This is a genomic window from Nocardioides salsibiostraticola (assembly GCF_054783655.1).
Window position 1 is genome coordinate 101058 of record NZ_BAAGQD010000001.1, and the last position, 23592, is coordinate 124649.

The following is a 23592-nucleotide window of genomic DNA, read 5'->3' on the forward strand; positions in this document are numbered from 1 at the left end:
AGTAACGGGGGTCGGGGTGCCTCCCGCGTTCGGTATGGCCATAATAGTCCCGTGGCGACGACAGCATCTATTCCCGCATCCCGACTGCACGGGCATCACGACCGTCCGAGCATGGTCGCGGTGGGCACGATCATCTGGCTCTCCAGCGAGCTGATGTTCTTCGCGGCCCTCTTCGCGTCCTACTTCACGATCCGCTCGGTGAGCTCCGATCTGTGGGCAGAACAGACCCAGTTGCTGGCCGTCGGGCTCGCCTCGGTGTTCACCACGATCCTGGTGCTCTCCTCCCTCACCTGCCAGCTCGGCGTGTTCGCCGCCGAGCGCGGTCAGGTCGGCCGCAGCGGCTCCGTGCTCCAGATCAACAAATGGGGCCTGCGCGAGTGGTTCATCCTCACCTACATCATGGGCGCGGTCTTCATCGCTGGTCAGGCCTTGGAGTACGCCACGTTGATCCAGGAAGGGATGACCATCCCCGACTCGGCCTACGGCACGATGTTCTACCTGACGACCGGCTTCCACGGGATCCACGTCACCGGCGGCCTGATCGCCTTCCTCTTCGTCCTCGGCCGCACCTACCTCGCTCGTAAGTTCACCCACGAGCAAGCAGTCAGCGCCATCGTCGTGTCGTACTACTGGCACTTCGTCGATGTAGTCTGGATCGCCCTGTTCGCCACGATCTACCTCATCCAGTAGCGCACCAATAGCGGTAAAACTGAACAGGTCGTTTAGACTATTATCCTGAAGTTGAACAAGACACAGCAAGGACTGACATGCGCCTACTGAACCGTTCTGCCGGCCGTATCTCGCGGCGCCGCCGCGGCCCCCTGGCCGGCCTGGTGGTCCTGATCCTGGGTCTGTTGTTCACCGGAAGCCTGTACGCCGCCTTCTCCCCCGCTCAGGCGGGGACCGCAGAGAGCGACCTCGAGCAGATCGAAGCCGGCCGCGAACTCTTCCTGGTCGGTTGCTCGTTCTGCCACGGCAGCAACGGAGAAGGCGTCCTGACCAAGGACGGCGACTCCCAGTACGGTCCCTCGCTGGTCGGCGTCGGCGCCGCTTCGGTCGACTTCCAGGTCGGCACCGGTCGGATGCCCCTGGTTCAGCCCGGCGCCCAGGCTCCCCGCAAGCCGGTGGTCTACAACGACGACGAGACCGCCGCGCTCGCCGCGTTCGTCGCCTCCTTAGGGCCCGGCCCGTCGATCCCCACCGCTGACGACTACAGCGTCGAGGGCCTCAACGAGGAGCAGCGCGAGGAGGCCGTCGCCCGCGGTGGACGCATCTTCCTCACCAACTGCACGGCCTGCCACAACTTCCAGGGTCAGGGCGGTGCCATGCCGCGCGGCGGCTACGCCCCCCAGATCCGTGGCGTCGACCCCCAATACATCTACGAGGCCATGCTCACCGGGCCCCAGTCCATGCCCACGTTCTCCAACGGCAACCTTCCGCCCGAGGCCAAGCGTGACGTGATCGCCTACCTGAACGCGATCGACGAGGAGCCCGGCTACGGCGGCTTCGGCATGGGCGGGTTGGGACCGGTCGGTGACGGCTTGTTCGCTTGGCTCGTCGGCATCGGCGGCCTCGTTGGGTTCGCGGTCTGGATCGCCGCCCACACCACGCGTACGGACAGGAAGAAAGAAGGGGAGGTCAGCGCATGAGCGACACCACCAACACGCCGGGCAACGATCTGGAAGCCTCTTCCGCTCCCGCCTCTCACGTGCCAGCGGTCCAAGAGCCGATCGCCGACCCGGGGCTGCCCGCTCACACGTGGCGCCCCACCGATGTCGATCCGGTCAAGGAGAAGCGAGCCGAGCGACAGATCGCGGCCTTCTTCGCGTTCTCCGCCCTGTGCACACTCGGCTTCATCGTCTCCTACTTCGTGTTCGACATCGGCGACAACTTCGACACGTTCGCCGGTCTGGGATCGGCCACCGTCGCCATGGGCGTCTTCCTGGGCGGCTCACTGCTGGGCATCGGCATCGGCATCATCCAGTGGTCGCGCAAGCTCATGGTCGACCGCGAGATCATGGAGATGCGCCACCCCGCCCGCTCCTCCGACGAGGATCGCACCGCAACACTCGACGCTCTCACCCTCGGCACCGAGGAGTCCGGGATCGGCCGACGTCCACTGGTGCGCAACTCTCTGTTCGGAGCCATCGGGCTGGTCGCGCTTCCCGTCCCCGTTCTCCTGCTTCGCGATCTCGGCCCGACCCCCAGCCAAGTGGCGAAGGATGCGGAGTACCCCGGCGCAGGCTTGGAGAACACGGTCTGGGAGGAGGGCATGCACGTGGTCCGCGACGCCCAAGGCACCCGGATCAAGGCCACCGACCTCGAGATCGGTGACCTGGTCAACGCCGCCCCCGAGATCCACTACGCGGTGGACGAAGAGGGCGAGCACATCCTCGAGGGCAAGACGCTGATGATCTCCAAGTCCAAGGCCGCGTTGGTCCTCGTGCGGATGGAGCCGGACGAGATCAAGCACGGACCCAACCGCGAGAACTGGTCGGTCGACGGGATCATCGCCTACTCCAAGATCTGCACCCACGTCGGTTGCCCGATCTCCCTGTACGAACGCACCACCCACAGCATGCTGTGCCCCTGCCACCAGTCCACCTTCGACCTCGCCGACTCCGGCAAGGTCACCTTCGGTCCGGCGGCACGATCCTTGCCCCAGCTGCCGATCATGGTGGACTCCGAGGGGTACCTCGTCTCGCAAAGAGACTTCACCGAACCGGTCGGACCGAGTTACTGGGAGCGAGACTCATGAGCATGGACACTTCGAAGGTCGCCACCTCGAACTCCACGAAGGCGGCGTCACCGACCAAGCCCAACCGGGCCGGCGTCGTGGCCAACTGGGCCGACGAACGCCTCGGCCTCGGCACGTCGATGAAGAAGCAGCTGCGCAAGGTGTTCCCCGACCACTGGTCCTTCATGCTGGGCGAGGTCGCCCTGTGGAGTTTCGTGATCTGCCTGCTCAGTGGCGTGTTCCTCACTCTCTGGTACACCCCCAGCATGGGTGAGGTCACCTACAACGGCTCCTATGACCCCCTGCGTGGCGAAGAGGTCTCTGAGGCCTTCGCCTCCACCCTGACGCTCTCCTTCGATGTGCGCGGCGGTCTCCTGATGCGCCAGATGCACCACTGGGCTGCCAACCTCTTCATCGCCGGCATGATGGTCCACCTGCTGCGGGTCGCCTTCACCGGCGCCTACCGCAAGCCCCGCGAGCTCAACTGGGTCATCGGCTGCATCCTCCTGCTGCTCGGAACGCTCGAAGGCTTCACGGGCTACTCGCTGCCCGACGACATGCTTTCCGGCACCGGCATCCGTGCCGCCGACGGCTTCTTGAAGGCCACCCCGGTGGTCGGCTCCTACATGTCGTTCTTCCTCTTCGGCGGTGAGTTCCCCGGCGACCAGATCATCCCGCGTCTCTTCACCGCCCACGTCCTGCTGCTGCCGGGTCTACTGCTGGCCCTGATCGCAGCGCATATGTTGCTGCTCGTCTACCACAAGCACACCCAGTGGCCCGGACCCGGCCGCACCGAGGAGAACGTCGTCGGCTTCCCGATGCTCCCCGTGTACGCCGCCAAGGCCGGTGGCTTCTTCTTCATCGTCTTCGGCGTCACCGCTCTCATGGGTGGCCTGCTGTCGATCAACCCGATCTGGATCCTGGGGCCCTACGACCCGACCCGGGTCACGGCCGGCTCCCAGCCCGACTGGTACATGGGTTGGCCCGACGGTGCGCTGCGAATCATGCCCGGCATCGAGCCGGTCCTCTTCGGCCACCCGATCTCACTCAACGTCATCCTGCCGATCCTGGTGCTTCCGCCGTTGATGCTCACGATCCTGATCCTGCTGCCCTTCATCGAGTCCTGGATCACCGGCGACAAGCGTGAGCACCACCTGCTCGAGCGTCCCCGTAACGCGCCCACCCGCACCGCGGTGATGGTCTCCCTGATCACCTTCTACGGTCTGATGTGGGCTGCCGGCGGCAACGACATCATCGCCATCAAGTTCGGTCTGTCGATCAACCAGATCACCTACTTCATGCGTGGTGCTGTGTTCATCGGCCCGGTCTTGGCCTTCATGATCACGCGTCGCTGGTGCATCTCGCTGCAGCGTCACGACAACGATGAGTTGCTCCACGGGTACGAATCGGGAGTCATCATGCGCTCCCCCGAGGGCGGCTACAGCGAGAAGCACCTGCCCATCAATCCCGACCGGGCTTACATGCTCACCGCCCGCGACCGCGACGAGGTCTGGTCCCCGGAGAACGCCACCGACGAGAACGGTGTCGCCTCCCCCGGTGGCCGCCTCGACGGTCTGCGCGCATCGTTGTCGTCCAAGATGTACGCCGACAACGTGCAGAAGCCGACCGCGGAGGAGCTCGAAGCGGCTCACCACCACGCCGACGAGGAGCACGCGCTCCTCGGGGTTCTAGACGGTAAGTCCGCCGACGGACACCAGTTCGACGGGCACCACTCGGTCGACGGCGAGGACCTGCGCGGCGACCACTGATCGCACGCACCACGGCACACCACAACGGCCGCTCACTCCCCCGGGAGTGGGCGGCCGCTGTCGTTCCTGAAGCTCGAGCCGACTTCTAGAGCGCGGAGCCGGCCTGGTAGTCGGACCAGGAAGTGTTCCAGTCCGCGTAGCCGTTGCCGGGCTCCATGGGACGGTCGGTGCCGACGTACTCGACCACGTCGCCTCGCTTGGAGATCGAGTAGAGGTAGGCGGCATCAGCGGTGCTGAGCCCGGTGCAGCCGTGCGAGACGTTGTCGCGTCCCTGTGAGCCCACCGACCACGGTGCGGCGTGGATGAACTCGCCGGAGTACGTCAGCCGCATGGCCCACTGCACGTTGTCGATGTCGTAGGCCTCGGAACTGCCGGACGGGATCCCCACGGTCTCGGAGTTCATTCGTTTGCTGTCGAACTTCTCGACGATCACCTTGGTTCCCGAGCGGGTGATGAAGCCGGGCTTTCCAGTGGTGACCGGGATGGTACGCAAGAGCTTCCCGTTCGACAGCACCTTCATCTCGTAGGTCCTGGCGTCGACCCGGTAGATGTTCGCGTCACCGACCGTGAAGTCGATCTCGCGGTCCTCCTGACCGTAGATACCGTTGCCGGCCGGAACCCCGTTGACGTCCACGTCCACGCTGACCTCGGTCCCGGCTTGCCAGTACTTCTTGGGGCGCCAGTGGACCTCGTTGTCGCTCATCCAGAACCAGGACCCCACCTGGGCCGGTGTGGAGGTGACCGTCATGTTCTTCTCGAAGGCGGCACGATCAGCGACCGGGAGATCGAAACTCACGATCACCGGCATCCCCACCCCGACGGTCTCCCCGTCCAGCGGCGCGACAGAGGGATAGGTCTGCTCGGCCAGGCTGAGGTCCTGGGTGGTGAAGGAGGAGGTACGCCGTACGACTTGGCCGTCGGTGGCCTCGGCCACGGCCTCGATCTGATAGCTCGTCCCCGGCTCCAACCGGGACTGGGCGGTCCAGGAGGAGGCGTCGGGGCTCAGCGCCCCCTCCAGGGGCCCCTGCGCGCCGGTGACGTCCACCGAAGTCAGCGTGGCCTGAGACATCTTGACCCGCACGACCCGGTCAACCGGAACGCCGGTGCTGCCCTTGCCGACATTGACCTTGAAGACGGGCTTGACCGGTTCGGTCGTGCTCGACGAACTACCGTCCTCAACGGTGGTGGTGCTGCCCCGAGAGTCGCTCTCCGGGGTGGACGAGGCGGTGCAGGCCGTCAACGCCGAAGACGTCAAAGCAAGGATGGCTACGCCGGTCAGCGAGCGCATAGGCCGAATCCCACGCGACATGGTCGTTCTCCCAAAGTGTTGATGACCGCACCGTTCGTGCTGGTCGACACCCAGGGTAACCCGGGGAACACAGGCCGAACGCAACCGCGTTCGGTGACCCGCCCCACGTTCGTGGGGCAGGTGGGGCTCAGTGAGCGTGCTCCCCGCGGTAGTACTCGAAGACCAGACCACTGAGGGCAACCGCGCCGACGATGGCGCCCATGATGAACAGCCACCAAGCGAGGAAGGCGATGGCGAAGACCATCACCATCAGCGTCAGGCCGCACCACAGGGGCCACCAGGAGTACGGCGGGAAGAAGCCCAACTCACCGGCGCCGTCAGCGATCTCAGCGTCCTGACGGTCCTCGGGACGAGGATCCATCTTCTTGGCGTGGAAACCCAGATACAACGTCATCATCAGGGCCAGCAGCATGGTCATGGTCAGCGCGGAGGTGCCGGTCCAGTCACCACCCTCTTCGCTGCTCGCCGTGATCAGCCAGTAGGCGGGGGTCACCGGAACGAGGAACGCGGTGGTGATCCCGAACACCCAAGCTTCGGCCTTCATCGGTTGTCTCCGTTCGGGTCCTGGTCGTTGCGTTCACGAATGACCTCTTCGCGGCCCGCCATGTTGGGGGCGTCGGCGAACTTGCCGTCCCGAGCAGCCTGGTTGTCGTCGAGCTCGATGGCGGCGATCTCCGGGTGGTGCAGATCGAAAGCCGGGGACTCCGAGCGGATCCGCGGGATCGTCACGAAGTTGTGGCGGGGCGGCGGGCAACTGGTCGCCCACTCCAGGGAACGGCCCCATCCCCAGGGGTCGTCGACCTCTACCAGAGGCGACTTCCGCGAGACGTAGACGTTGTAGAGGAACGGCAGCGTCGAGGCACCCAGCAGGAAGGCACCGATCGTGGACACCTGGTTCAGGGCGGTGAAACCGTCAGCGGGCAGGTAGTCGGCGTACCGGCGGGGCATACCCTCGACTCCCAGCCAGTGCTGGACCAGGAAGGTGAGGTGGAAGCCCACGAACAGCAACCAGAAGTGCAGTTTGCCCAGGCGCTCGTCGAGCATCCGCCCGGTCATCTTGGGCCACCAGAAGTAGAACCCGGCGAACATCGCGAACACCACGGTGCCGAAGACCACGTAGTGGAAGTGCGCCACCACGAAGTAGGAGTCCGAGACAGCGAAGTCGAGGGGCGGGCTGGCCAGGATGACTCCGGTGAGGCCACCGAACAGGAAGGTCGTCAGGAAGCCGATCGACCAGAGCATCGGGGTGTCGAAGGATATAGATCCCCCCCACATCGTGCCTATCCAGTTGAAGAACTTCACTCCTGTTGGCACCGCGATCAGGAAGGTCATGCCCGAGAAGAAGGGCAGGTTCACCGCCCCGGTCACGAACATGTGGTGGGCCCAGACCGCGACGGAGAGGATCGCAATGCCGAGGGTGGCGCCGACGAGGCCGACGTACCCGAACAGGGGCTTGCGGCTGAAGACCGGCAGGATCTCGGTCACGATCCCGAAGAACGGAAGCGCGATGATGTAGACCTCGGGGTGCCCGAAGAACCAGAAGAGGTGCTGCCACAGGATCGCTCCACCGTGCGCGGTGTCGAAGACGTGGGCGCCGAGTTGGCGGTCCGCCTCGAGCGAGAGCAGGGCCCCGGCAAGGACGGGGAACGCGATGAGCACCAGCAGGCTGGTCACCAGGGTGTTCCACACGAACATGGGCATCCGGAACATGGTCATGCCGGGGGCGCGCATGCAGATGATGGTCGTGATGAAGTTGACCGCACCCAGGATGGTTCCCAGTCCGGCCAGCCACAGACCCATGATCCACAGGTCGCCGCCCACCCCTGGCGAGCGGATCGCGTCGGAGAGGGGGGTGTAGGCGAACCAGCCGAAGTCGGCGGCGCCGTTGCGGGTGAGGAATCCCGAACCGGCGATGATGCCGCCGAAGAGGAAGAACCAGTAGCTGAGCATGTTGAGCCGGGGGAACGCGACATCCGGTGAACCGATCTGCAGCGGCATGATCACGTTGGCGAACCCGAAGAACAGCGGGGTTGCGAACAGCAGCAGCATGATCGTGCCGTGCATCGTGAACAGCTGGTTGTAGGTCTCGTCGTTGACGACCTGGCTGCCGGGGAAGGCCAGCTCAGAGCGGATGAGCAGCGCCATGACGCCGCCGATGAGGAACCAGGCGAACGAGGTGACGAGGTAGAGCTTGCCGATCAACTTGTGGTCGGTGGTCGTCATCAAGCGGACAGCCTGCTGGCCCAAGGGCTTGCGCTGGGGTGCGGCGGTGGTGCCTGAGGGGTTGGGCGCGGTGGTAGTCATATCGCTCTCCTAGAATCCGCAGCTCGGACCGTCGAACCCGATGCCGCCGTCTTCGGCACCCACCTGGGTGCACGCGAACTGAGGGCCGAGGATGGGTTCTTCGGAGATGAAGTTGTTGGCAGCCTGGTTGGCCAGGTAGTCGTCGTACTCGGCCGGCTCGACCACCTCGACGTTGAAGAGCATCCGTGAGTGGTAGGTGCCGCAGAGCTCGTAGCACTTGCCGGCATAGGTGCCGACCCGCTTGGGCGTGACCTGGAAGCTGTTGTCCTGCCCGGGGATGACGTCCATCTTCATCAGGAAGCCGGGGACGCCGAAGTCGTGGATCACGTCGGGGCTGCGCAACTCGAACCGGGTGGTCTCACCGACCGGGAGGTAGAGGGTCGGGATGGTGTCTCCGTCTCCCACCTCATAGACGTTCTGTCCCTCGTAGGGGTGGTTGAACGTCCAGCTCCACTGCTGGCCCACCACGGTCACCACGTTGTCAGGCGTCGCGTCCTCTTCGAGGACGATGTTCTGCACGCGCACGGTGTGGGAGAAGAACACCACGACCATGATGATCGGAAAGATCGTGTAGAAGATCTCCAGCGGCAGGTTGTAGCGCGTCTGGACGGGGATCTCGTCGTCGCTGCGGCGCCGGAAACGCCAGATGGCGTAGAAGATCAGGCCCCACACGATGACACCGGTGACCAGCGCAGCAATCCACGCGCCCTGCCACAACTCCAGGGTGCTTTCGCCCTCGACGGTGACCGGAACGGGCATCGCGAGACGCTCGAAACTGCTCTGGTCCTCCGATGCGGCAGAGCAGCCAGTGAGGAAGAGGCCCAACGCTCCGAGAAGCGTGAACAGAACAGGGCGACGCAGGCGACGTGCAGTGGTGACACGTTCGGAGCGTTCAGGGAGTTGCAGACCCACGGACGGGCTTCCTCTCAAGCGGTCAGGAACACGACACGATTCTTGAGAGAACCTTATCCGAATCCGCGCCGGTCCTCAGGAGAGGGTCGGTCGCTACGGTGAGTAAGTGAGAAATGCCGCGCAGGAGTCGCCCGCCTACCTCGACGCCTCCTCCTCCGAGCGGCTGCACCCGGTCGCTCGCGAAACGCTCTTGGCCGCCCTTGATCAGGGGTACGCCGACCCGCGCCGCCTGCACAGGGAGGGACGCAACGCCCGACTTCTGCTCGACAACGCCCGCGCGGTCGTCGCCGAATGTCTCGATGTGCGTTCCGACGAGGTCTCCTTCGCCTCCTCTGGCACCGACGCCGTGCACCGCGGGCTCGCCGGCCTGATGCGGGGCCACGGTTCGAGAGCGGTGGGGGCGGTGTACCCGGCGGTCGAGCACTCGGCCGTCCGTCACACGGTCGACTGGGCGATCGATGCCTACGGTGGTGAGTCGCTGGTAGCGCCCGTCGACAGCGCCGGCCGTGTGGATCCGGCCGACGTCGCGGCGCGGACGGCGCGACTCTCCGCCGGGGCGGTGGTCGCGGTGCAGACCGCCAACCACGAGGTGGGAACCCTCCAACCCGTTGCCCAGATTGCCGCGATCCTGCCGACCGACGGGCCGGCGTACCCCCTGTTCATCGACGCGCGGGCGTCGATGGGCCGACTTCCCCTCCCAGCCGGCTGGAGCGCCCTGGCCGGTTCGGCTCACCTGTGGGGTGGACCAGCCGGGGTGGGGGTACTGCTGGTGCGCAAACGCGCACGCTGGCACAACCCCTTCCCGCCCGATGACCGCAGCGACGAACGGGTGTCGGGCTTCGAGAACATTCCCGGCGCTCTCGCTGCGGCCGCCTCGCTGCAAGCGGTGGTCGCGGAACGCGAGGAGGTCAACGACCGCCAGTTCGAGATGATCGACCAGATCCGAGCCACCGCCGCCTCGATCCCCGATGTGGATGTGGTCGGAGACCCCATCGAACGACTCCCCCACCTGGTGACCTTCTCCGCTCTCTACCTCAACGGTGAAGCGCTCGTGACTGCGCTGGACCGCCGCGGCTTCAGCGTCGACAGCGGATCGGCCTGCACGGCATCCACCCTGGAGCCCAGCCACGTGCTCGCCGCGATGGGGGCATTGACCCATGGCAACCTGCGCGTCTCCCTGACTCGTGAGGTGACTCGCGCGGACGTGGACCGGTTCTGTGGCGCGCTGCCCGAGGTCATCGCCGAGTGTCGCAAGGATCTCGACCTGTGAGGCAACCCGCCGGACCCGAGGACCCGACCGAGCTCGACTGTCGGGGCCAGTTGTGCCCCCAGCCGGTCATCGACCTCGCCCGGGCGATCCGTCAGATCGATGCCGGTTCCACGATCGCGGTCACCGCGACCGATCTGGCCGCCCGCTACGACATCCCGGCGTGGTGCCGCATGCGTGAGCAGGAGTACCTCGGCGAAACCGTCGCCGCCGACGGAACCCCCCGCTACCTGGTACGCCGCGTGAAGTGAAGCGCAGGCTCAGCCGAGATGGGCCGACACCGAGGCCGCGGCCTCGGCGCCGTAGGAGGCCTCCACACGGGCCACGAAGCTCGCCGGGGTGAAGGTGTACTCCTGGGTCCCCACGGTCTCCACGACGTACGCCGCGAGCACGCAGCCGACCTGGGCGGCCCCGGCGAGATCCAGACCCCAACTCAGGGCCGCGAGGAAGCCCGCGCGGAATGCGTCGCCGACACCGGTGGGCTCGACCGCGGTGACCTCGATGGCGGCCGGGACGTGGATCGGTTCCTCACCCTGCCGCTGGATGCGCACACCGTCGGCGCCCAGGGTGGTGACCTGGGTCTCGACGCGGGACAAGATCTCCTCGGCGCTCCACCCGGTCTTCTGCTCGATCATGTGCGATTCGTATTCGTTGGAGAACAAGATCGCGGCACCGTCGATCAGGTCGCGGATCAGATCGCCATCGCCGAAGGCCAGTTGCTGGGAGCAGTCCGAGATGAAGGCGTAGCCACGCGTGCGGCACTCGTGGGTGTGGCGGGTCATCGCCTCCGGGTCGTCGGCCCCGATCAGGACGTAGGACGGAGCGCCGACCCGCGCAGCGACGGGCGCCAACTCGATCAAGCGCGCCTCGCTCATGGCCCCGGGGTAGAAGGAGGCGAACTGGGCCATCGTCGAGTCGGTGGTGCACACGAAGCGGGCGGTGTGCAGATCCTCCGAGATGTGCACCGAGCCGCAGTCGACGTTGTGCCGCTCCAACCAGGAGCGGTAGTCGGCGAAGTCCTCCCCCGCCGAACCCACCAGCACCGGGCGCAGGCCGAGGCGGCCCAGGCCGAAGCAGATGTTGGGCGCCACTCCCCCGCGTCGGATCTCGAGATTGTTGACCAGGAAGGACACCGACAACTTATCGAGCTGCTCGACCACCAGGGAGTCGGCGAACTTGCCCCCGAAGGTCATCAGGTGGTCGGTGGCGATCGAACCGGCGATGAGCAGGGGACCGGGAGCAGGAGTGTCAGGCATGTCACGGAACACTACCCACGAGTACCGCTTTCGCTACTTCCTGGTAGCCCCTAGCGTCGAAGTCATGACGTACTCGACGAACCCCCGACTCGCCTACGACGACGCCGCCACCCCCTCCCAGATGACCACCGACTGCGAGGCAGTCAGCCGTAATCTGCAGGGGCGTCTCGAGCGCGCCGCTCAGGCCGCCGTACGACCCGCGCCCAGCATTCACTTCGAGGACTACCCCACCGAGGTCGGCAAGCGCGACATCCGTGTCTCCGAAGCGGCCGCTCGGTTGGCCAACGCGCTGCACCTGCACCTGGACTGAGCACAACTCGACTGAGCACAGACAGTCAGAGAAACGTCGAAGCCCCCACCGGATTCCGGTGGGGGCTTCGTCGTGCTTGCTCAGGTCTCGATCAGTGGAAGGAATCTCCACAGGCGCACGACCCGGTGGCGTTCGGGTTGTCGATCGTGAAGCCCTGCTTCTCGATGCTGTCGACGAAGTCGATCTGCGCGCCGTTGAGGTAGGGGACGCTCATCCGGTCCACGACCACCGCGACGGCGTCGAAGTTGGTCACGACGTCACCGTCGAGGGTGCGCTCGTCGAAGAAGAGTTGGTAGCGAAGTCCGCTGCAACCGCCCGGCTGCACGGAGATTCGAAGCTGAAGGTCGTCACGACCCTCTTGTTCGAGAAGGCTCTGCACCTTCGCGGCGGCGACCGAACTGAGGTTGATCTGGTCGGTCCGGCGCTCTTCGGTGGTCTCCACCTGCTCGGTCATATGAATTGCTCCCAGGTAGGTAGTGAGTAGAAGTTCCGATGCGACCGCCGGTTCCATGGGGAGTCCGGCGAACACTCACCTCAATGGTCGCACACCCACGGATATTCCCCTACCGATGCGGAGCTCAGCGGGACCAGGTGCGGGCAACGCGGGCCGCGACCAGGGCCAGGGACTCCGCAGGATCGGCGATCGCGCGATCGGCGCCCACCAGATCCGCCATCGAGTACGCCGATTCGATGCCCAAGGCACGCATCTCTCGCGAACCCACGAGGACCTGCCCGGCGATCACCACGCAGGGGCGGATCGCGTCGGTGGCGATCTGCGCCACGCCGTAGGGCACCTTCCCCACGCGGCTGGAGAAATCGAACGCACCCTCGCCGGTGATGACGAGATCGGCGGCCACGGCACGCTCACGCAGGGTGAGGGCTGCCGCCACCAGGTCGATGCCCGGCTCGCGTTCGGCTCCGAGCAGGAAGAGGCCGAAGCCGAGTCCTCCCGCGGCCCCCGCCCCCGCGTCGAGGGACCGTCGCCGGTCGGTCGCGACGGCGTACTCCTCCAGGGCGAGGTCCACCGCTGCGATGCGTTCCTCGGCGATCCCCTTCTGGGGTCCGAAGGTCTTGGCTGCACCGAAGAGTCCGGTCAGCGGACTGCTGACATCGGTGGCCGCGACCAACCGCACTTCGCCCAGTCGCTGACGCGCGGGAACCAGGTCGACCGAACCGACCCCGACCAGACCGGCGCACCCCCCGTCGAGGCGGCGATCGGCCGTGGCGCCCAGTGCCGCCAACATCCCGGCACCACCGTCGGTCGTCGCGCTGCCTCCTAGTCCGACGACCACGGTGGAGACTCCTGCCTCGATGGCCGCCGCAAGGAGCTGCCCGACGCCGTACGTGCTGGCCGCCTCGGGGTCGTCGCCCTCACGCATCAGATGCCGACCGCAGGCCTGAGCGACCTCGACATAGGCGGTGTCCCCGTCGAGGAGGAAGGTCGCGGGAACGTCGTCGCCCTGGGGGCCCCGCACCGTGGCGGCCATCAGCGAACCTCCCCGCGCGGAATGCAGCACATCGACGAAGCCCGGTCCTCCGTCGGCCATCGGCGCCAGGTCGAGTTCGTCCTCCGGCGCACGTCTGGCCCACCCCTCCGCGATGGCGGCCGCCGCCTCGACGGCGGTGAGGGTGCCGGCGAACTTGTCGGGGGCAATGAGTACGCGCATGGCCCCATCCTCGCCCGCACCGGACGCCCGGACCGACGTAGGGTCGGTTGCGTGTCCACTGCCCTGATCCGGCCCATGCGTCCCGGCGACGTTCTCGAGGCGGAGGAGATCAGCGACGAGGGTTTCCACGAGGTGGATCTGCGGTTGAACCGTCGCTCGTGGCCCACACCAACACGGCGGGACGCGGCCCGCCGCTCGGACTGGATCGTGCGCACCCACCACCTGCTCCGCACCGATCCCGGTGGTTGCTGGGTCGCCGAACACGATGGGGTCATCGTCGGTTTCGCCACCTCCTTCGTTCGGGAGACGACGTGGTTCTTGGCGACGTACGCCGTCCGACCGTCGCTCCAGGGGCGGGGACTGGGCAGGGAGGTCCTGGCGGCCGCGCTCCAACACGGCAACGGAACCCTGCACGCCATGTTGTCCTCCTCCGCGGACCCCCTGGCCGTACGCCGATACCACGCCGCAGGTTTCGTGCTGCATCCCCAGATGTTCCTCACCGGGGTGGTGGATCGATCCACTCTGCCGGTGATCACGAAGGTCCGGGAGGGGTCCGCGGGAGACATCGATCTGATGGACTCGATCGATCGCCGAACCCGTGGGGCGGCCCACGGCTCGGACCACGAGTTGATGCTGCAGGCCTGGCGGTTACTGATCAGCGATGGCACCACCGGATCCGGCTACGCCTATCTCGGGAGCACGGGGAGCGTTGCTCTCCTGGCCGCCACCAACCGGCGTACCGCGTCCCGCCTCCTCTGGGCGGCCCTGGCCGAAGGTGAGGCCCAAGGTGGGGTGGAGACGCCCCAGACCATTGCCCACGTCACCGCGGCGAACTCCTGGGCGGTCGATGTGGGGCTGGCGGCGCGGCTGGACCTCCACCAAGACGGCTACCTGGGACTGCGTGGGATGGACCCTCCGTGGCCCTATCTGCACCACGGGGCGCTGCTCTGAGCGTGCCCGGGTCGGGCGCTCCGGCAGGATCGCCGTCGACTTGGCACAATGAACCCATGACTACCGTCGATCTGCCCCTCCTGCCCCTCGGCCGCGGGAAGGACCTGGGCTCCGAGCGTGGCGTCGAGTGCCCGGGCGACCTGCCTGCTGCCTCCGACCCGGACCTGGTTGCCCGGGCGGTCGCTGCAAAGGAGGCGCTGGGTGATCGGCTCTTCGTGCTGGGTCACCACTACCAACGCGACGAGGTCATCGAGTTCGCCGACGTCACCGGAGACTCCTTCAAGCTCGCCCGCGAAGCAGCCGCCCGGCCCGAGGCGGAATTCATCGTCTTCTGTGGTGTGCACTTCATGGCCGAGTCGGCCGACATCCTCACCGGGCCCGAACAGCAGGTGATCCTTCCCGACCTGGCCGCGGGTTGCTCCATGGCCGACATGGCCCGGTTGCCCCAGGTGGAGGCCGCCTGGGACGCCCTGGCTGACGCCGGAGTGCAAGAGGCCGTCATACCGGTCACCTACATGAACTCCAGCGCGGACATCAAGGCCTTCTGTGGACGCAACGGTGGGGTCGTGTGCACCTCGTCGAACGCCGATGTTGCCCTGGAGTGGGCCTTCGACCAGCGCCCCGCCGGTGAGGGCAAGGTGCTGTTCTTCCCCGACCAGCACCTCGGTCGGAACACCGCAGTGCTCAAGATGGGGATGGCGTTGGAGGACTGCGTGGTGTGGAACCCGCACCTGCCCAACGGTGGACTGACCACCGAGCAACTCCGCGAGGCCAAGGTGATCCTGTGGAAGGGCCACTGCTCGGTGCACGGACGCTTCTCCACCGAGGTGATCGACACCCTGCGGGCCAAGAACCCGGACATCTCCATTCTCGTCCACCCAGAATGCACCCACGAGGTCGTGCTCAAGTCCGACCTGGTGGGATCGACCGAGTTCATCATCCAGACCATCGAGGCCGCCCCCGCGGGATCGAGTTGGGCCATCGGCACCGAGTTGAACCTCGTCAAGCGCCTCGCCGACGCCCACCCGGACAAGAACATCGCTTTTCTGGACCGCAACGTCTGCTACTGCTCGACGATGAACCGCATCGACCTGCCCCACTTCGTGTGGGCGCTCGAGTCATTGGTCGCCGGCACCGTGGTCAACCGCATCGATGTGGACGACGAGACCGAACGCGAAGCCCTGGTCGCCCTCGAACGCATGCTGGCGCTCCCGGGTAAGTCCCACCGCGACTGAGGCCTCGAGGCCGTACGCCGCGCCCCGCTCAGTCGGGGAGTTCGAACCACGCGATGGTGCCGTGGATCGGTGCTGCGTCCAGACCGATGGTGCCGCCGTGGGCCTCCACCAACCGACGGCTGGTGTCGAGGCCCAGTCCGCTCCCGGCGATCTCGTGGTGGGCCCGCGCGTGGGCCTCGAACACCCGGACGCGATCGATGGCGGAGAGGCCCGAACCGTTGTCCTCGACCTCGATCCGCCATCCGAGGTCGCCCCTGGCCGAGCGGATTGTGACGGCCGGGGGCCTTTGTGGGTCGCGGTAGTTCGCCGCGTTGTGGACCAGGTTCTGCAACACCGAGCGCATCTGGACCGGATCGACGTCGACCACGGGAAGCGCCTCCACTGTGAGTTCCACATCGTCGAGCACTTCCCCCAGATCGGCGATCACGCCTTCCAGGACCCCGGCCAGATCGACGTTCCGGGTGCGCATGCCACCGGTGATGGCGGCGAACTCCAGGTTGCGGTCGATGAAACCACCCATCCGGGAGGTGCCGTGGATGGCCCGCTCCAGAAGCCAGAGCACGTCGTCGTCGACGTCTACGTCCACGAGTTGCTCCAGCGCCAGGTCCAAGGAGAGACCGATGCTCGTCAACGGCGTCTTCAGGTCGTGGCTGACCTGCGCGGCGAAGTCCTGGAGACGCTTGTTGGACGCCTGCAGGTTGTCGCGTAGTTCCGCCATCTGGTTCAGGCTCGCGGCCAGTTCCTTGTTGCGCACGTGATACTCGAGCGCATCGACCACCCGACTGGCGAGCAGAGTCAGACCCCGCAACTGCTCTGGGGACAACGTGCGCTGCTCCACGTCGGCCACGCACAGTGACCCGAAGGTGACCCCCTCCGGTGTGATCAGATGCTCGGTGGCGAACAGCCGGATCTCGGGACCACCTGCCGCCACGAAGGGGTTGTCGGCCAGTCGACCGTCCTCCTTGGCGTCGGCCACCATGGCCGGCCGCAGATCACCTTTCAAGGACAGGCACAGGGAGTCCTCGAGGGGCAGAACGACCCCGTCGAAACCATAGGCTGCGAGATGGTGCTGCTGGGTCGCCGAGAAGATGCTGAGCGTGGCCATCGGGGTCTGACAGATCTGGGCGGCGAGTTGCACCAACTCGCGCAACTCCGCCCGGTCGGTGTCCTCGAGGACGCCATAGTCGTCGATGACGGCAACACGCGAGTCAGCCGCGTCCACGAGAACCCCTTCCGGTCCCAAACGAACTGCGTCGAACGGACACTATCCGCCGCTGCATCGATGCCTCTACCCACCACTGCACCGACCGCTGGGTACGGCGACACGTCATGCTGGGTGGCCGCCGACGCCGCCGTTGGCAGTACCCCCGTGCGGAAGCTCGAACCACGCGATCGTTCCGCCGCCGGGGGCGGGACTCAGACCGATGCGGCCCCTGTGAGCCTCCACGGCCCAACGAGCCGTGTCGAGACCGAGGCCGCTGCCCTCGACCGACGGGTGTGCTCGTTCGAGCGCGCCGAAGACCCGGTCGCGGTCGCTCTCGTCGAGGCCGGAGCCGTTGTCCACCACCTCGATCCGCCAACCGGTCTCGACCGGGGCTGCTCGGATCACGACGACCGGAGGCCTGCTCTCGTGACGGAACTTGGCTGCGTTGTGCAGCAGGTTCTGCAGGACCGACCGCAGTTGGACCGCGTCACCGGTGACGCGCGGGAGCGGCTCCTGGGTGACCCGCACGTCACTCAGCGCTGCGGTCAGGTCGATGCGCACCTGTTCGGCGACGTGGTTCATGTCCACCGTTTCGGCTCGCAGGACACCCGCACGCTCGGCAAACTCCAGGTGTCGATCGATGAACAGCCCCATCCTCGAGGTGGCGGCCACCGCCCGCTCCACCAGTGGAAGGGTCGTCTCCGCGGGGGCGCCCTGAACCAGGTGTTCCTCGAGCACACCCAGGGAGAGTCCGACACTGGTCAACGGGGCCTTGAGGTCGTGACTCATCCGGGAGGCGAACTCGCTCAACAGGGAGTTCGACGCCATCATCTGACGCTCCCGTCGGGTCAGTTCGACGGCGTTGACGACCCGACGCGCGAGCACCTCCAGCCCGTACATCTGACTCTCGCTCAGGACACCGGGTTGCTCGTCGAAGACGCACAGGGTGCCGAACGCGACACCGGCAGGTGAGCGCAACGTCTGCGAGGCGTACAGCCGGACCTGCCCCAACTCGCCGGTCACCCAGGGGCTCATCACGAACCGGGGATCGTCGCTCGCATCGGCCACCTGGATGGCGCTCTTGCCTCCGATCACCTGGGTACACATCGAGTCGCTTCGCGCGCAGGAAGCGCCGTCGAAACCGTACGTCGCGACCATGTGCTGCTCGTTGGCGGTCATCACGTTGACCGAGGCCATGGCGGTTCCGGCGATATGCGCGGCCAGCCAGGCAATCTCCTGGAGATCGGTCCGCTGCGTCCCGAGGACGCCATAGTCCTCGATCGTCTGCACCTGGGACACGTCCGCCAGCGTCATCGTGATCTTCTCAGCTTCCTGAGGCAGTCGAACTGCCGTGAGTCTCAACCTATGGGCACGCTCAAACCGTCAGGGGGCTAGACCGATGCGGTCGGCCCCGAGAGGGTGTCCTGCTGCTACAGGCCGGGAGCTCCCCAGAGGGCCAGCCATCGACTCATCTGGGTCTCCATCGGCAGCTCCGCGGCGAGGGCATCGCGGATCTGGATCTCCAGCAGGTTGTCTCGGCGCTGCTCACGCTTCGCGTCGCCGGGCTCCCCCACGGGGCAGTAGGCGTAGAACGTGCCCTGCTTGTAGAGGTAGACCAGGCCGGCGCGCCGACCCTCACCCTCGAAGGTGATCACCGTGCACAGCAGCGAGGCGCCGAAGCCGGCGGCCTCCAGACCGGTGTTGACCCCGTGCAGTCCTGTGCACAGTCCGGCCACGTCAGCTCCGGGCTCGCGGTCGATCTCCAGCCAGGAGAACCCATAGCCGTCGGTGCTCACACGAACCTCGGGTGCCTCGTGGTCGGCGCGAAGTAGTTCGACGGCGTCGCGCTGGGTCGAGGCAAAGCCGGCCCCTGCCGAACCGCGGTAGCAGACTGATCCGTCCCCGGTCGCGTGCAACCCGAGGGTCGTCTGCAGGGTGATGGCCGCGCTCGGCACCAGGAACAGCGAGTCGAGGTTCGGTGCCTTCTGCCGGCTCCGGCCGGCGATCACATCCCAAAGTCCCATCAGGTTGCGGGACGGCCGAGCTCGGCGGAGATCTTGGCCAGTTGCTCCAGGCGCTGTTCCAACGGCGGGTGGGTCGAGGTCAGCGTCTTCATCGACAGGCCCTTGATGGCGGGGGCGATGAAGAAGGCGTTCATCGCCTGGGAGGCACGCAGGTCCTCACTGGGGATGGCGTTCATCTCCCCGGTGATCTTCTGCAGGGCCGAGGCCAGCGCCTCGGGCTTCATCGTCAGGTGCGCGCCGGCTCGGTCCGCGGCGAGTTCGCGGTAGCGGGACAGGAGCTTGAGGAGGACGAAGCTGACGGCGTACACGACCACGCTGATGACCAGCACGACCAGCCACAGGGGCAACCCGTTGTTGTTGCTGTTGTTGCGTCGTCCACCGCCCATCATGCTGCCGTAGGCGCCGAACCGGGCGCCGGAGGTGAGCATCCCGGCGAGGATGCCGGCCGAGGAGGCGACTGTCATCACCAGCACGTCGCGGTGCGCGACGTGGGAGAGTTCGTGGGCCAGAACCCCTTCGAGTTCCTCGACGGTGAGGGTCTGCAGGATTCCGGTGGTCACGCAGACCACGGACCGCTCCGGGGACCGGCCGGTCGCGAAGGCGTTGGGGATCCGGGAGTCGGACACGCCGACCCTGGGCTTGGGCATGTCCGCCAGCGCACAGAGCCGGTCGATCATCCCGTGCAGTTCAGGGGCCTCCTCCGGGGTGACCTCACGGGCCCGCATGGCCTTCATGGCCACCTTGTCCGAGGTGTACCACTGGTAGACGGCCACACCGATCCCGGCGATCCCGATCAGAGGAATCAGGGCGCCGTACCCGCTGCTGCCTGCAACGGCCATCAGTCCGGCGATGAGCACCACGAACAGTCCGCCAAGCAGGAACATCACGAGAGTCATCCGGGCCGTCAGGCCCCGGTCGGGGAGGAATCGTGTCTGTGCCATGTCACTAGTCTCCTGCATCGCCCAAGGGCTGCGCGTGGGGCTGGCCGAGGGGGTGAAAGCTGATCAGCCGGGGATCAGGCCGTCGTCCTGCAGGAGCTCTCGCACCTCGTCCAACGTGGCGTCGGACGGCGGCAGGATCAGGTCGGACTCATCCAAACTGTCCAACGGGTGGGCCACACCCACGGTGCGAACACCCTCCAGCAACTCGGTGAGCGCCGCGGCGAACGAGGTCTCGTCGTTCGCCTCCACGGCCGCCTCGACGGCGGAGTCCAGGGTGTTGAGTCGGTCCAGAGCGGCGTCGGCCACGTCGTACTGGCCCTCGCCGAGGATACGAACGATCATCGCGGCTGCTCCCCCTCGGTCTCGGCCTGGCCCGGCTCATAGGCGAGGGGTTCGGTCGTCCCCTCCCCTGCTTCGAGGGCCTCGCGGGTGGGCGCCGATCCGACACCCTTCATCCGGCGCAACTCAGCCTCGACGTCGGACTCGGAACTCATCGCCTCGAGTTCGCGGGAGATGTCGTCGCCGCGGTTCGAGGACGAGGCGTCGTCCAGGGCGCCGGAGGCGATCAACTCGTCGATGGCACCGGCCCGGGCCTGCATGTTGGCCGTCTTGTCCTCGGCCCGCTGCATGGCCATGCCGATGTCGCCCATCTCCTCGCCGATGCCCGACATCGCTTCGTTGATGCGGGTCTGGGCCTCCGCGGCGGTGTAGGTCGCCTTGATGGTCTCCTTGCGCGTGCGGAACGACTCGACCTTGGCCTGCAACCGCTGCTGGGCCAGGGTGAGCTTCTCCTCCTCACCCTGGAGTTGTGCGTGCTGTGCCTGCAGATCGGAGATCTGGCCGTTCAGGGCCGACTTCCGGGTCAGTGCCTCCCGGGCCAGATCCTCCCGGTCCATGGTGATGGCCTTCTCCGCCTGGGCCTGGAGCTTGGCTGACTGCTGCTCGAGTTGGGTCACCTGCAGTTCGACGCGTTTGCGCGACGTGGCGACGTCGGCGACGCCGCGGCGCACCTTGGACAGCAGGTCCAATTGACGTTGGTAGCTGTAGTCGAGGGTCTCGCGAGGGTCTTCGGCGCGGTCGAGGGCGCTGTTGGCCTTCGACCGGAAGACGAGACCGATGCGCTTCATGAGGCTCATGCGATCCACCCTATGCCCGGCGGCAAGGCAGCGCGAGGGCCCGGGAGGGTGAGTAGGCTGCGTAATGTGGGGCCCGTCCCCAAACACCGTCCCGCAACCCCGCAACCCGAGAAGGCGCATCTCTTGTTCCGTCGTACCAAGGCCGAGGCCAACTCACCCGACCCCCAGGCCGGCACCACCAAGGCCGGCGGCAAGGGTCGACCCACTCCCACCCGTCGGGAGGCCGAGGCGGCCGCGAAGGCACGCGCCAAGGTGCCCCGGACCCGCAGAGAGATCGCGAAGGCGCAGAAGGCGCAGGCCCGTGGCGTGAAGAGCGAGTCCATGCAAACGGTCCGCAAGGGGATGAAGGAGGGTGACGAGCGCTACCTCCTCCCTCGCGACAAGGGGCCGATGCGGCGCTTCATCCGGGACTACATCGACAGCCGCTTCTCCATCTTGGAGCTGATGATCCCGCTGTTGATCCTGACCATGATCCTGGGCTACTCCGGAAGCTCCACCCTGGCGGGCGTCGGGAACACCGTCCTGTTCGCCATGTTGGCTGTGGGTGCCTTCGACATCTTCATCTTGCGTCGACGGCTGAGGGCCGAGATCGCGACTCGCTTCCCCGAGGAGTCCACCAAGGGTGTGACGTACTACTCGGTCAGCCGGGCGATCCAGATGAAGTTCATGCGGATGCCCAAGGCGAAGGTCAAGATCGGCGAGGAACTCCCGGACCGCTACCGGTGACCAGCCGGTGACCAGCCGCAATGACCGCTAGCGGCTTCGCGGGGCTGATCGCGGGGCTTCTGGCAGCCGTGCTGTTCGGGGTCGCCGCGGTCGTGCAGGCCCGCGCCGTCCGGCGTCAGGGCGATCGTCCCCGCCGGGTAGCGGCCTTCTGGCGCACCTCGGTGACCGATCCGGTGACGATGCTGGTCGTCGGGGCCTATCTGGCCGGTTTCGTGCTGCATGCCGTGGCGATCCTGTTGCTCCCGCTCTACGTGGCCCAGGCCAGCATCGCGCTCTCCTTCCCGATCACCGCGTGGCTCTCACGCAACCTCGACCACACCTCGGGTCGTCGCCGGTTGAGCGCGGTGGTGGCCATCACCGCAGGGTTGGCGTTGCTCGCGCTGACCTCCGGGGAACCCGGGGACACGGTCATCGGATGGGGGTTCGCGGGCTTGCTGGCTCTCGGAGTCCTGGCCCTCGGCCTGCTCGGGCGTGCGGGCACCGCCTGGGCCGGGTCCGTTCTCGGGGGGCTGGCCGGGCTGGGGTACGCCGGGTCTGCGATCGCCGTCCGCGGGATCACCACGGAGTTCAGCGCACCGGTGCTCCTGGCGGCCGCGTGCGTCCCGGCGTACGGCCTGATCGCGTTCTGGCTCTACTCCCTGTCGATGCACTCCGACGACGTCGCACCGGCGACCGGATCGTTGATCGTGCTGCAGACCCTCGTTCCGGCCGTCGTCGGTGTCTCGATCCTCGGGGACACCCTTCCCGCCCAGGGAGCTCTGGCCGCGGTGGTGGGGGTGCTGCTGGCGCTCGGCGGGGTTCAGGCGCTCAGTCAGACGGGGCCGCCGAGACCGGTCAGTTGAAGTTGGAGCGCGGCGGGGACTGTGTCTTGGCCGGGTCCCGCTCGGCGACGTCGCCGAGGATCTCCTCGATCGCCGCGAGGGTCGATTCGGACAGGGACACCCCGGCGGCCTTGACGTTCTCGGTCACCTGCTCGGGGCGGCTGGCCCCGATGATGGCGGCCGAGACGTTGCTGTTCTGCAGCGTCCAGGCAACCGCCAGTTGAGACATCGTCAGACCCGCGTCCTCGGCAACCGGAGCGAGGCGGGCGACCCGTTCGAGGGTCTCGTCCTTCATCCAGCGCGAGATCATGTCGGATCCGCCCTTGCTGTCGGTGGCCCGCGATCCCTCGGGGGGCTGCTGGCCGGGGTGGTACTTGCCGGTGAGCACGCCCTGCGCGATGGGCGACCAGACGATCTGACCCAGGCCCAGTTCCTCGCAGGTGGGGACGATCTCGGACTCGATCACCCGCCACAGCATGTTGTACTGCGGCTGGTTCGAGATCAGCGAGAACCCCATTTCCCTGGCCAGTTCCTGCCCGGCCCGGATCTCCTCGGCCCGCCACTCGGAGACCCCGATGTACAACGCTTTCCCGGCCCGGACGACGTCAGCGAACGCCCGCATCGTCTCCTCCAGCGGGGTGTCGTGGTCGTAGCGGTGAGCCTGGTAGAGATCGACGTGATCGGTGCCCAGCCGGGTCAGGGACCCGTTGATGGACTCCATGATGTGTTTGCGGGACAGCCCGTGGTCGTTGTGACCGCCCGGGCCGGTCGGGAAGAAGACCTTCGTGAAGATTTCCAGGCTCTCGCGACGCTGGCTCTTCAGGGCCTTGCCCAGCACCGTCTCCGCCACGGTGTTGGCGTACACGTCGGCGGTGTCGAAGGTCGTGATCCCCTCCTCCAGTGCCTGGTGCACGCATGCGAGCGCGGCGTCCTCCTCGACCTGTGATCCGTGGGTGAGCCAGTTGCCGTAGGCGATGGCCGAGATCTTCAGGCCGCTCGCTCCGAGATTGCGGATTTCCATGA

The 23592-nt window shown here is 66.7% G+C and carries 25 protein-coding genes; 11 read left to right on the forward strand and 14 right to left on the reverse strand.

The window, feature by feature from the left end; translation table 11 throughout:
- The first annotated feature begins 51 nt into the window (after window positions 1-51).
- The 4 genes from ctaE (at window position 52) to qcrB (ending at window position 4506) form a co-directional block, all read left to right on the forward strand.
- Window positions 52-690 (forward strand): aa3-type cytochrome oxidase subunit III, encoded by a 639-nt coding sequence (gene ctaE / locus ACYVLV_RS00485; RefSeq protein WP_460806778.1) that lies wholly within the window; start codon window positions 52-54, stop codon window positions 688-690.
- Window positions 691-767: 77 nt separating this feature from the next.
- Complete coding sequence (gene qcrC / locus ACYVLV_RS00490) at window positions 768-1649, forward strand: cytochrome bc1 complex diheme cytochrome c subunit (RefSeq protein ID WP_460806779.1); 882 nt, start codon at window positions 768-770, stop codon at window positions 1647-1649.
- Window positions 1646-2758 carry a cytochrome bc1 complex Rieske iron-sulfur subunit gene (gene qcrA, locus ACYVLV_RS00495; protein WP_460806780.1) on the forward strand — a complete coding sequence of 371 codons (1113 nt, stop codon included), beginning with the start codon at window positions 1646-1648 and terminating at the stop codon, window positions 2756-2758. The genes qcrC and qcrA overlap by 4 nt, the downstream gene beginning before the upstream one ends.
- Window positions 2755-4506 (forward strand): cytochrome bc1 complex cytochrome b subunit, encoded by a 1752-nt coding sequence (qcrB, locus tag ACYVLV_RS00500; RefSeq protein ID WP_460806782.1) that lies wholly within the window; start codon window positions 2755-2757, stop codon window positions 4504-4506. Before qcrA ends, qcrB begins: the two co-directional genes overlap by 4 nt.
- Before the next feature lie 85 nt (window positions 4507-4591).
- Here the strand turns inward: qcrB and ACYVLV_RS00505 are convergent, their stop codons facing one another.
- The 4 genes from ACYVLV_RS00505 to ctaC all read right to left on the reverse strand — a co-directional run bounded on the left by ACYVLV_RS00505 (window position 4592) and on the right by ctaC (window position 9031).
- Window positions 4592-5794, reverse strand: coding sequence for a L,D-transpeptidase (locus tag ACYVLV_RS00505; protein ID WP_460806783.1), 1203 nt, complete (start codon window positions 5792-5794; stop codon window positions 4592-4594).
- Between the two features lie 148 nt (window positions 5795-5942).
- The gene (locus ACYVLV_RS00510) at window positions 5943-6359 is read right to left on the reverse strand and encodes a cytochrome c oxidase subunit 4 (protein ID WP_460806785.1); all 417 of its coding nucleotides are present in this window, start codon (window positions 6357-6359) and stop codon (window positions 5943-5945) included.
- Complete coding sequence (ctaD, locus tag ACYVLV_RS00515) at window positions 6356-8119, reverse strand: aa3-type cytochrome oxidase subunit I (protein WP_460806788.1); 1764 nt, start codon at window positions 8117-8119, stop codon at window positions 6356-6358. The genes ACYVLV_RS00510 and ctaD overlap by 4 nt, the downstream gene beginning before the upstream one ends.
- Window positions 8120-8128: 9 nt before the next feature.
- Window positions 8129-9031 (reverse strand): aa3-type cytochrome oxidase subunit II, encoded by a 903-nt coding sequence (gene ctaC / locus ACYVLV_RS00520; RefSeq protein ID WP_460806789.1) that lies wholly within the window; start codon window positions 9029-9031, stop codon window positions 8129-8131.
- A gap of 106 nt (window positions 9032-9137) precedes the next feature.
- Here ctaC and ACYVLV_RS00525 point away from each other — a divergent pair, with 106 nt between their 5' ends.
- The gene (locus ACYVLV_RS00525; protein ID WP_460806792.1) at window positions 9138-10301 is read left to right on the forward strand and encodes a cysteine desulfurase family protein; all 1164 of its coding nucleotides are present in this window, start codon (window positions 9138-9140) and stop codon (window positions 10299-10301) included.
- On the forward strand, window positions 10298-10549 hold the full coding sequence (locus tag ACYVLV_RS00530; RefSeq protein WP_460806794.1) for a sulfurtransferase TusA family protein: 252 nt from the start codon (window positions 10298-10300) through the stop codon (window positions 10547-10549). Before ACYVLV_RS00525 ends, ACYVLV_RS00530 begins: the two co-directional genes overlap by 4 nt.
- Window positions 10550-10558: 9 nt before the next feature.
- Here ACYVLV_RS00530 and ACYVLV_RS00535 read toward each other — a convergent pair whose 3' ends face one another.
- The gene (locus ACYVLV_RS00535) at window positions 10559-11554 is read right to left on the reverse strand and encodes a carbohydrate kinase family protein (protein ID WP_460806795.1); all 996 of its coding nucleotides are present in this window, start codon (window positions 11552-11554) and stop codon (window positions 10559-10561) included.
- A gap of 64 nt (window positions 11555-11618) precedes the next feature.
- Between ACYVLV_RS00535 and ACYVLV_RS00540 the strand changes: the two genes are divergently transcribed.
- A complete protein-coding gene (locus tag ACYVLV_RS00540; protein ID WP_460806796.1) occupies window positions 11619-11864 on the forward strand; it encodes a hypothetical protein in 246 nt (81 codons plus the stop codon).
- A 91-nt stretch (window positions 11865-11955) separates the two neighbouring features.
- Here the strand turns inward: ACYVLV_RS00540 and erpA are convergent, their stop codons facing one another.
- Window positions 11956-12318: an iron-sulfur cluster insertion protein ErpA gene (gene erpA / locus ACYVLV_RS00545; RefSeq protein ID WP_460806799.1), complete on the reverse strand. Its 363-nt coding sequence runs from the start codon at window positions 12316-12318 to the stop codon at window positions 11956-11958.
- A gap of 124 nt (window positions 12319-12442) precedes the next feature.
- On the reverse strand, window positions 12443-13531 hold the full coding sequence (locus tag ACYVLV_RS00550; protein ID WP_460806802.1) for a glycerate kinase family protein: 1089 nt from the start codon (window positions 13529-13531) through the stop codon (window positions 12443-12445).
- Between the two features lie 51 nt (window positions 13532-13582).
- Here ACYVLV_RS00550 and ACYVLV_RS00555 point away from each other — a divergent pair, with 51 nt between their 5' ends.
- On the forward strand, window positions 13583-14482 hold the full coding sequence (locus ACYVLV_RS00555) for a GNAT family N-acetyltransferase (RefSeq protein ID WP_460806804.1): 900 nt from the start codon (window positions 13583-13585) through the stop codon (window positions 14480-14482).
- Window positions 14483-14538: 56 nt separating this feature from the next.
- Window positions 14539-15717 carry a quinolinate synthase NadA gene (gene nadA / locus ACYVLV_RS00560; protein ID WP_460806806.1) on the forward strand — a complete coding sequence of 393 codons (1179 nt, stop codon included), beginning with the start codon at window positions 14539-14541 and terminating at the stop codon, window positions 15715-15717.
- A gap of 28 nt (window positions 15718-15745) precedes the next feature.
- Here nadA and ACYVLV_RS00565 read toward each other — a convergent pair whose 3' ends face one another.
- From ACYVLV_RS00565 to ACYVLV_RS00590, 6 genes are all read right to left on the reverse strand, one after another.
- Entirely contained in the window at window positions 15746-16939 is a 1194-nt protein-coding gene (locus ACYVLV_RS00565; protein ID WP_460806808.1) for a sensor histidine kinase, read from the reverse strand.
- Window positions 16940-17044: 105 nt separating this feature from the next.
- Window positions 17045-18235 carry a sensor histidine kinase gene (locus ACYVLV_RS00570; RefSeq protein ID WP_460806815.1) on the reverse strand — a complete coding sequence of 397 codons (1191 nt, stop codon included), beginning with the start codon at window positions 18233-18235 and terminating at the stop codon, window positions 17045-17047.
- A gap of 116 nt (window positions 18236-18351) precedes the next feature.
- Window positions 18352-18945: a PspA-associated protein PspAB gene (gene pspAB, locus ACYVLV_RS00575; protein WP_460806818.1), complete on the reverse strand. Its 594-nt coding sequence runs from the start codon at window positions 18943-18945 to the stop codon at window positions 18352-18354.
- The gene (gene htpX, locus ACYVLV_RS00580) at window positions 18945-19886 is read right to left on the reverse strand and encodes a zinc metalloprotease HtpX (RefSeq protein WP_460806819.1); all 942 of its coding nucleotides are present in this window, start codon (window positions 19884-19886) and stop codon (window positions 18945-18947) included. Before htpX ends, pspAB begins: the two co-directional genes overlap by 1 nt.
- 63 nt (window positions 19887-19949) lie before the next feature.
- Window positions 19950-20228 (reverse strand): PspA-associated protein PspAA, encoded by a 279-nt coding sequence (gene pspAA / locus ACYVLV_RS00585; protein ID WP_460806820.1) that lies wholly within the window; start codon window positions 20226-20228, stop codon window positions 19950-19952.
- Window positions 20225-21022: a PspA/IM30 family protein gene (locus ACYVLV_RS00590; RefSeq protein WP_460806822.1), complete on the reverse strand. Its 798-nt coding sequence runs from the start codon at window positions 21020-21022 to the stop codon at window positions 20225-20227. Before ACYVLV_RS00590 ends, pspAA begins: the two co-directional genes overlap by 4 nt.
- 66 nt (window positions 21023-21088) lie before the next feature.
- On the opposite strand from ACYVLV_RS00590, the gene ACYVLV_RS00595 reads away from it, so the two are divergent.
- Together ACYVLV_RS00595 and ACYVLV_RS00600 are read left to right on the forward strand one after the other, a co-directional pair.
- Complete coding sequence (locus tag ACYVLV_RS00595; protein WP_460806823.1) at window positions 21089-21748, forward strand: DUF3043 domain-containing protein; 660 nt, start codon at window positions 21089-21091, stop codon at window positions 21746-21748.
- A gap of 20 nt (window positions 21749-21768) precedes the next feature.
- Complete coding sequence (locus ACYVLV_RS00600) at window positions 21769-22590, forward strand: hypothetical protein (RefSeq protein WP_460806824.1); 822 nt, start codon at window positions 21769-21771, stop codon at window positions 22588-22590.
- Here ACYVLV_RS00600 and ACYVLV_RS00605 read toward each other — a convergent pair.
- Window positions 22583-23590, reverse strand: a complete 1008-nt coding sequence (locus ACYVLV_RS00605; protein ID WP_460806828.1) for an aldo/keto reductase family protein — start codon at window positions 23588-23590, stop codon at window positions 22583-22585. The genes ACYVLV_RS00600 and ACYVLV_RS00605 overlap by 8 nt on opposite strands.
- Between the last annotated feature and the right edge of the window lie 2 nt (window positions 23591-23592).